General features: G+C 42.1%; 11 protein-coding genes. 10 read left to right on the top strand and 1 reads right to left on the bottom strand.

Annotation, left to right across the window (positions count from 1 at the left end; all coding sequences use genetic code 11):
• Positions 1-141: 141 nt before the first annotated feature.
• Positions 142-1,182, bottom strand: coding sequence for a zinc-binding dehydrogenase (locus ACESON_RS05510; RefSeq protein ID WP_373108793.1), 1,041 nt, complete (start codon positions 1,180-1,182; stop codon positions 142-144).
• Between the two features lie 293 nt (positions 1,183-1,475).
• On the opposite strand from ACESON_RS05510, the gene ACESON_RS05505 reads away from it, so the two are divergent.
• From ACESON_RS05505 to ACESON_RS05460, 10 genes are all read left to right on the top strand, one after another.
• Entirely contained in the window at positions 1,476-1,844 is a 369-nt protein-coding gene (locus tag ACESON_RS05505; protein WP_177989857.1) for a helix-turn-helix domain-containing protein, read from the top strand.
• Positions 1,845-1,856: 12 nt separating this feature from the next.
• Positions 1,857-2,639 carry an ImmA/IrrE family metallo-endopeptidase gene (locus ACESON_RS05500; protein WP_373108792.1) on the top strand — a complete coding sequence of 261 codons (783 nt, stop codon included), beginning with the start codon at positions 1,857-1,859 and terminating at the stop codon, positions 2,637-2,639.
• Positions 2,632-3,165: a hypothetical protein gene (locus ACESON_RS05495; protein ID WP_373108791.1), complete on the top strand. Its 534-nt coding sequence runs from the start codon at positions 2,632-2,634 to the stop codon at positions 3,163-3,165. The genes ACESON_RS05500 and ACESON_RS05495 overlap by 8 nt, the downstream gene beginning before the upstream one ends.
• A 246-nt stretch (positions 3,166-3,411) precedes the next feature.
• Positions 3,412-6,000 (top strand): 1,4-alpha-glucan branching protein GlgB, encoded by a 2,589-nt coding sequence (glgB, locus tag ACESON_RS05490; RefSeq protein ID WP_373108790.1) that lies wholly within the window; start codon positions 3,412-3,414, stop codon positions 5,998-6,000.
• A gap of 444 nt (positions 6,001-6,444) precedes the next feature.
• Positions 6,445-7,548, top strand: coding sequence for an extracellular solute-binding protein (locus ACESON_RS05485; RefSeq protein ID WP_373108789.1), 1,104 nt, complete (start codon positions 6,445-6,447; stop codon positions 7,546-7,548).
• A 42-nt stretch (positions 7,549-7,590) separates the two neighbouring features.
• Entirely contained in the window at positions 7,591-8,595 is a 1,005-nt protein-coding gene (locus ACESON_RS05480) for an ABC transporter ATP-binding protein (RefSeq protein ID WP_373108788.1), read from the top strand.
• Between the two features lie 15 nt (positions 8,596-8,610).
• Positions 8,611-10,374, top strand: coding sequence for an ABC transporter permease subunit (locus ACESON_RS05475; RefSeq protein ID WP_177960060.1), 1,764 nt, complete (start codon positions 8,611-8,613; stop codon positions 10,372-10,374).
• A 16-nt stretch (positions 10,375-10,390) separates the two neighbouring features.
• Complete coding sequence (locus ACESON_RS05470; protein ID WP_373108786.1) at positions 10,391-11,632, top strand: right-handed parallel beta-helix repeat-containing protein; 1,242 nt, start codon at positions 10,391-10,393, stop codon at positions 11,630-11,632.
• A 37-nt stretch (positions 11,633-11,669) separates the two neighbouring features.
• Complete coding sequence (locus ACESON_RS05465) at positions 11,670-12,497, top strand: glycerophosphodiester phosphodiesterase family protein (RefSeq protein ID WP_177960062.1); 828 nt, start codon at positions 11,670-11,672, stop codon at positions 12,495-12,497.
• Positions 12,430-13,227 (top strand): MBL fold metallo-hydrolase, encoded by a 798-nt coding sequence (locus ACESON_RS05460; RefSeq protein WP_373108785.1) that lies wholly within the window; start codon positions 12,430-12,432, stop codon positions 13,225-13,227. Before ACESON_RS05465 ends, ACESON_RS05460 begins: the two co-directional genes overlap by 68 nt.
• The last annotated feature ends 124 nt before the right edge of the window (positions 13,228-13,351 follow it).

Raw genomic sequence — 13,351 nt, 5'->3', positions numbered from 1 at the left:
TCATCATGAAATCAGATGGTTGAGCGATACCCCTCGTTTTATGTATAGAAATCCTGCAGTTTTAAGCATAAAAACAGAGCCGCTGCTCCATGAATGATGATTCATTTTGCAGCGGTCCGTTTGTTATGGGATTTTGATTTATCAGTCGATATAGAGAACGTTTTTTAAGGTATCGTGGGTATCCATATATTGAAAAAGTTCTTTCCACTGACTGAGCGGCATTTCTTTTGTGATTAGGGGAGACAGATCCGTATATGGATGAGAAAAGGCTTGAATTGCCTCATCCATATAGGCGTAATTGCTTTGCATAAAAAACTGGAGACGGATGGCTTTTTTGAGACAGGTATCCCAGGGTATGGGAATATTCTCCTTTCTTGTCATGCCCATAGCCAGAATCAGTCCGCCTTTTTTTACAGCCTGGATTGCCTGAGAAATGGCAGTGTCAGAACCGCTGGCATCCAGAATAATGTCTGCGCCGGTTCCCCCGGTCAGTTCCAGGATATGACCTGGGAGATCGGTGGTAAGGCTGTCGATAGTCTGGTCTGCGCCAAGCTTTTGTGCGACAGAGAATCGGTATCCGGTATCTTTTGTGGTTCCGGAGATGATGACCTGCTGACAGCCTGTGCTTTTTGCGGAAACGAGAGCCATCATACCGACCTGTCCGGCTCCGATGATAACAACATTTTTTGCTTTTTCTTTGCGGATGGCGGGAACCAGATTGCCATAGATCATAGAGAAGGGTTCCAGAATACAGGCCAGGCTGTCTGGAATTTCTTCCGGAACCAGATGGACGCAGGATGAGGGAACAGCAACCAGATCGGTCATTGCACCGTCACGATCAATGCCAACGGTACGTTTGTCTTTGCAGAACTGCGGGAATCCGGACTGACAGACAGGACAGACACTGCAGGAGTACAGATGCGGCTGAATGGTGACACGGTCTCCCGGCTGAACAGAGTCTGTACTGTTCAGAACTTTCTCTACTGTACCGATTAATTCATGCCCCATAATAAATGGAGGCGTACAGGGATAAGAGCCATGAAAAATTCTGTGATCCATTCCGCAGACAGCGCAGGCCCGGACACGGATTAGAACGTTGTCTGTCTCATTTAAGACAGGAGCAGGCCGATTTTCCAGGCTCAGGTGACCGGGACCAGGGGCAGATTTGTAAAGAGCTTTCATAAAGGTAATCCTCCTGTTTCTGTTATAGTACATATTGTGCATTTAACTATATTTTATGGTAAAAATAAAAAACAGGAGAGATAGAATCTTACATTGTAAGAAATTACATAGGGCTGGCCGCCCTTCTCATCTGGATTGCTGCTTCATAGAGGATAATGCAGAGGGGAGAGAAAAACATATCCTGTTTATTTCAATATAAATGTTAAAATGTAAAAAAGTATTTTACATACACGTTGATGAATCATCTGTTTTGGCATATAATAATGATAAGAAAATAGAAGGAGGTCATCATAATGAGGTTTGATGAATTATTTGAACAAAGAAGTCTGGTGGCTTCAAAGTTAAAGGAATGTATCAGAGATAAAGGTTACACGAAAGTGTCCTTTGCCGGTAAGGCAGAGATATCACGTCCGACATTAGATAGATTGTTAAATGGTGCTATTGACAATAAAAGTACATTTGATCGTCATCTGCAGAAGATTTTGAAAGTGTTAAATATGTCAGCAGAAGAGTTGTTGTTTTACCATTCTGTATCTGCCAGGCCGGTTACAGCAGCAGTGTTTTCCCAGAATGCCCCTTTGGAACATGAGATGAGCGAAACAGCGAAGAAGCAGTACAACCTGCTTCTTGATGTTATTGATCTGTGTGCAATATATTATTAAGGATGTGTGTGTATGAGCGAATTAATAACTGCTGCGAATATAGATTCCGTTATAAAAAAGAATAATGAAATCAGAAACGAAGTGTCAGGGCAGACAATGAAATTACAGATGAATCCTGCGATTATGAAGGTTGCATCAAGACCGCAGCTTGCTTTACTGATTTTACAGGGATTTGGTCTGATTCAGATGCCTATTGAAGACAAATTTTGGAGTGGAGCAATTTTTGTAAAAAACGGGAAAATAATACCTGTTCTTAATACAGCACTGCCTCGTGCAAATCAATATTTTACAGCATGGCATGAAATTTATCATATTATTTTTGATAAGGTGTCATTTGATCATTTTATTGAAAGAGATAATACGATAGAGGAACGAAAGGCTGAATGCTTTGCAGCAAGTATGCTGTTAGCGGACGTTGACAGATATTTTATAGAACTTCCTGAGATGGATTTTGTTTCAAAAATATTCCTCTGTATGTCAGTATTTCAGGCCCCATATAAAGCAGTGTTGCTCTCTCTTTATGAATATGCGATTTGGAGCGAAAATGAAACATTGGCAAAAAGAATAAAGGAAGTTTTTGATGTGGAATTTGAGGATATGCCACAAAGATTTCAGGAACTTGGTCTGGATGATAGTCTGGTAAAACCATCTTATGTAGTCAATGCATCGTCCTTGCAGGAACGGATAAGAAGAAGCGAGGTCACAAATCCAGAACTTAATTACCATAAAGATAATGAAGAATTTTTGAAAAATATTATGAAAGAAATCTTTATGATTACGAGGAAGGGTGAGTGATGACAATAACGAGAATTACAAATTGCGTCGTTTTGTAGAAAAGTCGGATGTACTTGATATGGATGCATATAAAGACTGGATTAACAAGTTTTATGACGAGTGGCCGATACCAGGTCAAATGTTATCTTCGGGCAGAATAAAAAAGAAGAATGCTGGAGAGGTTTCTATCACAATTTTGGCCGAAGTGGTTTCCTGGTATTATCCGGAAACAGAGGCATTGACTATATATTCACAAGATGGTGATACTTATGAATTTCAGCGTAAAGCCGAGGCCAGTTTAAGAGAACTATTTACTTTAGGAACGCCGGTACCGGTTTCATATAAGAGTAATGATGCTATTCTTTGCCAGCTTTTCCGTGATGGGAAAATAAGCATTGAAAATCTGGGAGATTACAGGAAGGATATACGTAAAATTACTTACAGTAAGGTACAGGATGATCATTCCGTGATTTTAGTAACGGAAGTGGTTGATAATATTCTGTTTTTAGAATTGGTTCAGGATACATCGGTTCATATTATTTTTTAAAGTTAATGTTCTGCCTTTTATTTACGGATGGAAGGGACCAGATTGCCATTCGGGCAATTTCGGAAAAAAAGAAGTAAAGAAACGGTAATGCCGTTGCTATGTAGCGGAAAATCAGGTATAATAAAATTTGAAAAAATGGTAACAAGACGGATTATAACTGTTTGGGGCCTTTTTGTTCTTTCTGGTACTCTGATTGTCAGAAGGTGGGACTTCGAACGGTTTCGTTCAATGTGAGGGGGGTGCTTCATGGATAAGGTTTTGTATGATATGATGGATTGGGCAGGGATTGAAGAGATTGTTTATTCAGAGGCCGCGGAGCCGGGACGCCTTTTGGGGCCGCATATGACAGATGCGGGATTTCTGGTTCAGGCATTCATTCCCAATGCACAGGCTGTGACAGTGAAGATAACAGCCGGAGGAAAAGAGTATCCGATGGAGCAGCAGGACGAGGCGGGATTTTTTGCAGTTCTCATACCGCGGAAGAATCAGGCTGCCTATACGCTTCTGATTACTTATGACAATGGGACAATAGTGGAAACACACGATCCCTATGCCTTTGCATCTCAGTATACCGAGGCAGAACTGAAAAAGTTCGAAGCAGGTATTTTCTATGATGTATACAAAAAAATGGGTGCACATCCCATGGTGATAAACGGGGTATCCGGAGTCAGCTTTTCTGTGTGGGCTCCCTGCGCTATGCGTGTAAGCGTAGTGGGCGATTTCTGTCAGTGGGATGGACGACGTTACCAGATGAACCGTCTGGGTGATTCTGGTGTGTTTGAACTGTTTATTCCCGGGCTGGGAGAAGGTGAAATTTACAAATTTGAGATTAAAAACCAGAAGGGCGAGCCTATGTTAAAGGCAGATCCTTATGGAAATTATTCTGAGCTGCGTCCCAATACAGCATCTATTGTGTGGGATATGAATAAGTTTTCCTGGAGCGATGACGCGTGGATGACAGCACGGGAAAAAACAGATACCAAGAAAAAGCCCATGTCTATTTATGAAATGCATCTTGGTTCCTGGATCCGCAAGCATACGGAGAAGGACGAAGAGGGCAATGACATTGTGGGATCAGAATTTTACAATTACCGGCAGATTGCGCCCCGTCTGGCTGAATATGTAAAGAGTATGGGATATACCCATGTAGAACTGATGCCGGTGATGGAGCATCCGCTGGACGCTTCCTGGGGATATCAGGTAACTGGCTACTATGCACCGACCAGCCGTTACGGAACGCCGGATGATTTTATGTACTTTATGGATTATATGCACAGTCAGGGAATCGGCGTGATTTTGGACTGGGTTCCGGCTCATTTCCCGCGGGATGCCTATGGACTGGCCTGCTTTGACGGAACCTGTGTTTATGAGCACAGGGATCCCCGCCAGGGCTCTCATCCTCACTGGGGTACTTTGATTTATAACTACGGACGTCCTCAGGTGACAAACTTCCTGATTGCCAATGCACTTTACTGGGCTAAGGAGTATCATGCTGACGGTATCCGTATGGATGCAGTTGCTTCTATGCTGTATCTGGATTACGGTAAAAATGACGGCGAGTGGGTTGCAAATATTTACGGCGGCCACGAGAATCTGGAGGCAGTAGAGTTCTTAAAGCATTTAAACAGCGTCTTTAAAAAGCAGACCAGAGGCGCAGTTCTGATTGCTGAGGAATCTACAGCATGGCCGCAGATTACCGGTGATGTAAAGGAAAACGGCCTGGGCTTTGATTATAAATGGAATATGGGCTGGATGAACGATTTTACCGGCTATATGCAGTGTGATCCTTATTTCCGCAATCATCATTACGGTGAGCTGACCTTTAGTATGCTGTATGCATACAGCGAGAATTTTGTTCTGGTATTCTCCCATGATGAAGTGGTTCACGGAAAGGCATCCATGCTGTGCAAGATGCCGGGAGATGATTATGAGGCCAAGTCCGACAATCTGCGGGCAGCTTACGGCTTTATGTACGGACATCCGGGAAAGAAGCTTTTGTTTATGGGACAGGAGTTTGCTCAGATTTCTGAGTGGAATGAAAATGAGGAGCTTCCGTGGGATATTCTGAATTATCCGGTTCACAAGAATATGCAGGATTATGTAAAGGCTTTGAATAACCTTTACAAGAGCCATCCGGCTATGTATCAGGAGGACTTTAACCCAGAAGGCTTTGAGTGGATTAACTGTATTTCCGGCAAGGACAATATGGTATCCTTCCTGAGAAAAACGGATAAGAAGGAAGAAACTCTTCTGTTCGTGTGCAACTTTGCACCGGTAGAGCATGAGCAGTTCCAGATTGGTGTTCCTTTTGCAGGAAAATATAAAGAGATTTTCAACAGTGACGACAAGGCCTTCGGCGGCAGCGGCAAGGGCAACCCACGGGTGAAGACCAGCAAGGCAGCGGAATATGATGGAAGAGAGAATTCCATGATCATTGATGTTCCGCCCATGTCTGTTATTGTATTCAGCTGTACTCCGGCGCCGGCAAAGAAAACGGGAGGCGCAGGAAAGAAAGCAGCAGAGAAGAAGGCAGAGCCGGTAAAGAAGGCGGCAGCAGAAAAGAAGGCAGAGCCAGAGAAGAAAACGGAGCCAGAGAAGAAGGCAGAGCCGGAGAAGAAAGCAGCAGCAGAGAAGAAGGCAGAGCCGGAAAAGAAAGCGGCAGCAGAAAAGAAGGCAGAGCCAGAGAAGAAAACGGAGCCAGAGAAGAAGGCAGAGCCGGAGAAGAAAGCAGTAGCAGAAAAGAAGGCAGAGCTGGAAAAGAAAGCGGAAACAAAAGCTCCGGTGACGAAAAAGACCACAGCTGGAAGAAAACGCACAAGTAAACGAAGCAAATAAAAATAGAATCAGAGAAAGAATTTAGGGAGTGCCGAAAAATCATTGACAGATGGTTTTTCGGCACTTTTGCGTATATTTTCTTTCCATTTCACAGGAAATCACATTCTATGACATAAAAAACGCTCTGACAGGATCGCTATGCGGCGGAAAAATGTCCCTGTTAAAACAAGTGCGTTTTTTAGCAACAGTATTGTTTGCATGATAAGATCCAATACGGCCTAAATTATGATACGTTTTAAAAATATTAAGAGAAATAAAAAGATATAATGTGCAATATGCATAAAAAGTAATATGATTAATTGGTAAAAAATACGAAAAAACAATGTTAAGGCTAAATAAAGTTTTGCAAATTGGCAAAAATATATTGACACGTTTCAATTTATGAGATATAGTTCAAAGTGTCAGGCAATGTAATACGATTTCCCAAAGAAAAGGAGAAGGAAAATGAAAAAGAAAGCGTTATCTCTGCTGCTTGCAGCAACAACTGTTACCACTCTTCTTGCCGGCTGTGGAGGAAAAAAAGAAGAGGCTCCGGCAGCAACAACAGCAGCGTCGGCAGAGGCGGAAAGCACAGCTGGCGGTCAACCAGAAGGCGAGATTGATAAAAGCCAGTTGATTACCATTTATACAAACAATGGTTCAGAAGGCCGGGATGTGTGGCTGATGGATCGAGCTGCTGAAGCAGGTTATAATGTGCAGGTTGTCGGCCTGGGCGCTTCAGATGTAGCGAATCGAATGATTGCAGAAAAGAACAATCCCCTCTGCGATGTGGTTTTTGGTCTGAACAGTATCGAATTCGAAAAGCTGAAAGCACAGGATTTGCTCCAGACCTGGGAACCAGACTGGACAGATGGGGTAGATGCATCCCTGATAGATGCAGATGGTTATTATTATCCAGTAACAACAACCCCTCTGGTTATTATTACAAACAATGAATACCAGAATCCTCCGACAGACTGGGTGGATCTGACAAAGGATGAATATAAGGGACTTTACCAGCTGCACGGTTTAAGCGGCGGAACTGGAAAAACGGTATTTGCAAGTATTATTACAAGATATGCAGATCCGAATGGAGATTTGGGTATTTCTGATGAGGGATGGGCAATCGCTGAAAAATATCTGGGCAATGCACATCTGATTGCATCTGGAGAAGATTCCATTGGCGCAGTAATCGATGGTTCTCTGCCGATTGATATGCATTGGGCATCCGGTGTTCTGACAGAGCAGAAGGTGAGAAATTATAAATTTAATATTGTATCTCCTGAAATTGGCGTTCCCTATGTAGTGGAATCTCTTGCAATTGCAAAAGGAACGGAAAATTATGATCTTTGCGTAGATTTTCTGAACTGGCTTGGAAGTCCTGAAATCCAGTTAGAGTGGTCAAATAACTTCGGAACCATTCCCTGTCAGGAGGAGGCGCTTGCAAATGCAACTGAGGATGTAAAAGAGTTAATGTCTACCTTAAAGCCGCAGGAGCTGGATTGGGGATTTATTGCAGAAAATATTGACGCATGGGTAGAAAAGGCAGAGCTTCAGTACGTTCAGTAACAGATAAAGATTGAGAAGGCTAAACTTTACAGGGGGTTTAAGATGATTAGATTTGAGCAGATTGAAATTAAATATGGAGATTTTGTGGCAATCAGAGACTTAAACCTACACATCAAGGAGGGTGAATTTTTCACCTTCCTTGGTCCCAGCGGATGTGGAAAAACCACATCCTTACGGACTTTAGTAGGTTTTATTACACCGTCAAAAGGAAAAATTAAAATTGCAGATAAAGAAGTAACGCATTTACCGGTAGAGAAACGAGAAATTGGAATGGTGTTCCAGAGCTATGCTCTGTTTCCTACAATGTCCGTTTATGATAATATTGCCTTCGGATTAAGAGTGCAGAAGCTTTCAAAGGATGAAATTGATAAAAAGGTAAGAGCAGTAGCTGCAAAAATTAAAATAACAGATGAACAGCTGAAGAAAAATGTAGCGGCTTTATCAGGCGGACAGCAGCAGAGAGTAGCGCTTGCAAGAGCGATTGTACTGGAACCGAAGATTTTATGTCTGGATGAGCCGTTGTCAAACCTTGATGCAAAATTAAGAATTGATTTACGCGATGAACTGAAACGCCTTCAGAAGGAAATTGGAATTACCACGATTTATGTTACCCATGATCAGGAGGAGGCTCTGACACTTTCAGACAGAATCGCTGTATTTAATGAGGGCTTCCTGGAGCAGGTAGGAACGCCCTATGAAATCTATAACCACTCAGCCAGTGAGTTTGTATGTAACTTTATAGGAGATATTAACAGGCTGAATCCAGCTGCAATTAGAGCTGTCAGCCAGCAGACGGCAGCGAAGCTGGATCAGGAAAAAACTGGCTTCGTAAGAATTGAACGATGTCTGGATGCTCCGGCAGAGGGTTATGCAAAATTAGAATGTAAGGTGACGGAGCATGAGTTCAGCGGTGTATTTACAAAATATACTCTGGACTGCATGGGAGAAACGATTAAATATATTGATAAGAATGATGGATTACGTTCTTATAAAAAGGGCGATTTTATTCATTTATATATTAATCCTCATGATATTATGCAGTTTTAAGCAGGGAGGTACCATATGAATTTTTTTAAAGATAAAATACAGAATGGCACTGTTAATGTTCCCGGCATATTACTGAGAGCAGCGATTCTCTGGTTTGTATTATCATTTCTGGTATTTCCAAATGTCAATTTGATTTTAAATGTATTTATTAAAGACGGGGAATTTACGCTGAGCGCTGTTTCTAAAATACTATCTTCTGCAAGAGCGCTGAAAAGCTTGAAAAACAGCTTTATTCTTGCATGTGCCGCAGTTGTTACTGTAAATATTACAGGTGTTTTAATTGTATTGTTTACGGAGTATTTTGATATTAAAGGCGCCCGACTGTTGAAGCTTGGATTTATGTCTACTTTGATATATGGAGGCGTGGTACTTGTTACAGGATATAAGTTTGTATATGGAGAAACAGGTATTGCAACAAAGGTGCTTTTAAATATTTTTCCAAATATGGATCCTGCCTGGTTTGTAGGATTCTGGGCTGTATTATTCATTATTACATTTTCAGGAACATCAAATCATATGATGTTTTTGACGAATTCTCTGAGAAGCATCGACTATCATACGATCGAGGCGGCAAAAAATATGGGCGCTTCCCAGATGAAAATATTGTTCCAGATTGTGCTTCCTACATTAAAGCCAACTATTTTTGCAGTTACAATCCTGACCTTCCTGTCGGCTTTAAGTACAATGTCGGGCCCATTGATTGTGGGTGGTCCTGATTTCCAGACGATTAACCCCATGATAAAAACCTTTGCGAATATGATGACATCCAGAGATATTGCAGCATTGCTGGCGATTATTCTGGGCCTTGCAACGAGCGTTCTTCTGGTAATTTCGCAGCGCATTGAAAAAAAGGGGAATTTTATTTCTGTTTCTAAGACAAAGGCGAAGCTGGTGAAGCAGAAAATAGAAAATCCCGTATTAAATGTGATAGCCCATATCGTTGCATATTCCATGTTTGTAATTTATATGCTTCCGATTTTGAATGTGCTGGTATTTTCCTTTACAGATGGTCTGACCATTACGACGGGAGAAATCAGACCGGATTCTTTTACTCTGGCTAATTACAGAAAGCTTTTTCAGTCTCCGGCAGCATATAAGCCCTATGTTGTCAGCACGGTTTATGCAATTATAGCAGCGGTAGTAGTGGTGATTGTTGCATTGGTGGCAGCACGCCTGATTACGAAGGCAAAGCATAAGCTTGATAAGATGCTGGAGCCGTTGGTACTGATTCCCTGGCTGCTTCCATCAACAATGATCGCATTGGGAATGATGATGACCTATGATGAGCCGCGGTGGAATATTGGAAATAAAGTTTTGGTTGCTACGCCGCTTATTATGCTGATTGCCTATATTATTGTTAAGATTCCGTTTTCTTACAGAATGGTTAGAGCTGCATTTATGGGGCTGGACGGGAATTTGGAAGAAGCGGCGCAGGTAATGGGCGCAAAACCTTTTTATACTATGAGAAAAGTGATTTTGCCGATCATCATGCCAGTAGTTCTTTCCGTGGTGGTAATGAATTTTATTTCATTATTATCAGAATATGACTTATCCGTATTTTTATATCATCCTTCCTATCGGCCTCTTGGTATTGAGATTAAGCTGGCAACAGACGAAACAGCTACGATCGACGCACAGGCGATGGCATTTGTTTATACTGTTGTTCTTATGATAATTTCTACCTTTGCATTATGGCTTGGCAGATTTGGCGGTTTTGAGGCAATTAAGAATTTTGCAGTTAAGGCGGTAAATAAAATTGGCGGAAAAGCGGAAAAATAAAAAGAATCATCCGGGTATGAAGACTTTTTGTGGTCTGGTTCTGCTGGCACTGTCCTTATCCGGATGCAGTGAAAACAAAGAAGTGGATTTTGTAAAAAAATATAAGGTTGATTTGAATGCAGTATCTGACGTGAGTGATGTGCTTCAGAAGGCAATCAACGATCTTCCGGAGAACGGAACATTGCTTTTAAAGGATGGAACGTATCCTATATCAAGGGCTCTGGAGCTAAAAAGTAATATGACATTAAAGCTCAGCGAAAACGCGGTGCTTTTGAATGAAGTGCAGGGGAGCTCTGCATTGATGGGCTTTAATCATCCCTTAAAGCATGATAAAGCAGAAGGAAACAGTAATATTGTGATTGAGGGAGGAACCTGGGATATGAATGGAGCTCTTGGAGACCATGGGGTTCCTGCGAATCTCCCTGAGGCAGATACGGCAGGCGCTTTGGGGCTTGCCTATGCCGAAAATATTACGCTGAGGGACATACGTTTTATTGACAGCTATAATGGGCATGTTTTGCAGCTGGCCGCAGTAGATCAGGTTTTGATTGAGAACTGCCGGTTTGAAGGGCAGGCCTTTAAGGGCGAGGGAAATAAAACAAGGGAACTGATTCAGATTGAACCAGGATCGATTAAGGGCTATCCTTATACAAAGGTACAGGATGTGAGGCCTACGACGAATGTAGTGATTAGAAACTGTTATTTCGGAGGAAGTGAAAAGTCACCGCAGTATATGGTCGGGCTGGGAAACCACGGTCAGCAAAACGGTGTAAAATGTTCGGATATTTTGATAGAAAACTGCACCTTTGAAAATGCGGCCTGGGCCGGAATTCGATTTTGGGCTTTTGACCGGGTGAGTATCAAAAACAATACGTTCCGGATGACAGCAGACTCCGGGCAAAAAGAGAGGTATGCAATTCTGGCAGACAGCCATCCCTATGGCGCGGTTATAGAGGAAGGCGGAGCGGCAAGCACCAGTGAGCTTGTTATTGAGAAAAATACAATTGTCATAGAAGCTCCGGATGTAAAAGCTGTTGGAGTTCTTGGAAACGGCGGTTCTCCTAAAAAGCCGAAAGATATTTCTATCATGAATAATACCATTCAGTCAAATGGGGCAGAGCAGGCAATTGAACTACTCAGAACAGAGAATTGCGTAATTGAAGGAAATCAGGTGGAAGGCTTTGAAACGCAGGTATACGCAGAGGACTGCGATGGAGAGGTAAAGACTGATTTGGAAATCATTTATAATGAGAAATAGACCTGTCGGAACGGTGACAGGAAAGGAAGGTGTTACTATGAATGCATTACATGCGCTGCTGGCGGAAAAGAAGGTTTTGGTAGCGGCTCACAGAGGCGTAGCAGGAGCAGATATTCCCTGCAATACTATTCCTGCTTTTGAACTGGCTTTAAAATCAGGAGCAGATATTCTGGAGATGGATCTTTTTAAATCGGCAGATGGAGAATTGTTCATTTTTCATACAGGAAAAGAACCGTTTCAGTTGGACAGACATATCGATATTACAAAATTGTCATCTGCGCAAATCAGACAGCTGCGGCTGGTGAATGTGGATTTTAATGAAACTGCATTTGGGCTGAATACCTTTGATGAGGTTCTGGAGCAGTTTAAAAATCGCTGTATTTTGAACCTGGACAGGTGTTTTGGATTTCTGGAGGATGTGATTCGGACAGTAGAGCGTCACAATATGAAGGAGCAGATTCTGCTGAAAAATGCACCAGATGAAAATTCTCTGAAAAAAGTGGAAGCTTTTGCGTCAGAGTATATGTTTATGCCTATTTACATGGAAAAAGACACAGCTACCAGCATCATTGAAAAAATGAATATAAATTATGTGGGCGCAGAGCTGGTTTTTGCTGACGAGAAATCTCCGGTTGCTCAGGATGAATATATCCACAGTATGCATCAGGCAGGGAAAATTTTATGGGGAAATGCGCTGGAATATAATCATAAAATTCCGTTGGCTGCAGGGCACTGTGATAATATTTCTCTTCTGGATCATCCAGATAAGGGCTGGGGCTGGCTGGCAGACAAGGGCTTTGATATTATCCAGACAGATTGGGCGGCACAGTGCTGCTCCTATATTAGAAAAAACAGAGCGTGCTGATAAAAACGGCGGCGACCGGGAGGTGAATAGTATTTTAAAATTTTTAGGATGCGGAGCGGCATTTTATCCTGTTTTAGGAAATACCAGCGCATATTTTATAAAAAATAATAATCTTTATCTGCTGGACTGCGGCGAGCTGGTATTTCATCAGCTGTATGAGCGGGGAATGCTGACAAGGTATGACAGAATTTATTCTATCATTACTCATTTACATGCGGATCACGTGGGAAGTCTTGGATCTTTGATCTCTTATACATATTTTGTACTTGGGAAAAAGATACGGGTTATTCATCCGGAGGAGTCTGTTCGTCAGCTTTTGGATTTGACCGGCATTGATCGGAATGCTTATTATTTTGAACAATGTACCAGGTATGAGAGTGATGGAATTGTGTTTGAAGCGGTTCCTGTCAGACATGCTGAGGATATGAACTGCTATGGATATATTATTGAGGATGGGGGCAGACGGATCTATTACAGTGGGGATTCCTATGAAATTCCAGAGCGTGTGATAAACGGTTTTCTTGAAAGGAGAATAGAGAAAATTTATCAGGATACAACCAATAAGGTATCTTCTCATCGTTCTCATTTCCCGTTGTCGGAGCTGAAGGAACTGATTCCAGAGGAGCTGAGGGCACAGGTGTTTTGTATGCATTTTGGCTGTGATTTTTCAGCGGAAATTGAACAGCTGGGATTCAATAATGCAGAAAAATATTTAGCTCAGCAAAGATAATAAAAACGTAACAGTTCGGCAAAGCCGGACAAGACGAAGCAGGGCTGAACTGTTACATAAAAACATGGATAACGACAGAAAGGAAGGAGAGCAGCCTTCCTTTTGTTGTTAAATCAGACAGGAG

This window comes from Lachnoclostridium sp. Marseille-P6806 (genome assembly GCF_964238185.1).
Taxonomy (GTDB): Bacteria; Bacillota; Clostridia; order Lachnospirales; family Lachnospiraceae; genus Brotaphodocola.
The sequence above is the reverse complement of the archived record's forward strand: the minus strand, read 5'-3'. Positions and strand labels throughout refer to the sequence as shown.

Bases quoted from the DNA above. Each gene is read 5' to 3' on its own strand.
- ACESON_RS05510 (WP_373108793.1), bottom strand. From the start codon at position 1,182: ATGAAAGCTCTTTACAAATCTGCCCCTGGTCCCGGTCACCTGAGCCTG.
- ACESON_RS05505 (WP_177989857.1), top strand. From the start codon at position 1,476: ATGAGGTTTGATGAATTATTTGAACAAAGAAGTCTGGTGGCTTCAAAG.
- ACESON_RS05500 (WP_373108792.1), top strand. From the start codon at position 1,857: ATGAGCGAATTAATAACTGCTGCGAATATAGATTCCGTTATAAAAAAG.
- glgB (WP_373108790.1), top strand. From the start codon at position 3,412: ATGGATAAGGTTTTGTATGATATGATGGATTGGGCAGGGATTGAAGAG.
- ACESON_RS05485 (WP_373108789.1), top strand. From the start codon at position 6,445: ATGAAAAAGAAAGCGTTATCTCTGCTGCTTGCAGCAACAACTGTTACC.
- ACESON_RS05480 (WP_373108788.1), top strand. From the start codon at position 7,591: ATGATTAGATTTGAGCAGATTGAAATTAAATATGGAGATTTTGTGGCA.
- ACESON_RS05475 (WP_177960060.1), top strand. From the start codon at position 8,611: ATGAATTTTTTTAAAGATAAAATACAGAATGGCACTGTTAATGTTCCC.
- ACESON_RS05470 (WP_373108786.1), top strand. From the start codon at position 10,391: ATGAAGACTTTTTGTGGTCTGGTTCTGCTGGCACTGTCCTTATCCGGA.
- ACESON_RS05465 (WP_177960062.1), top strand. From the start codon at position 11,670: ATGAATGCATTACATGCGCTGCTGGCGGAAAAGAAGGTTTTGGTAGCG.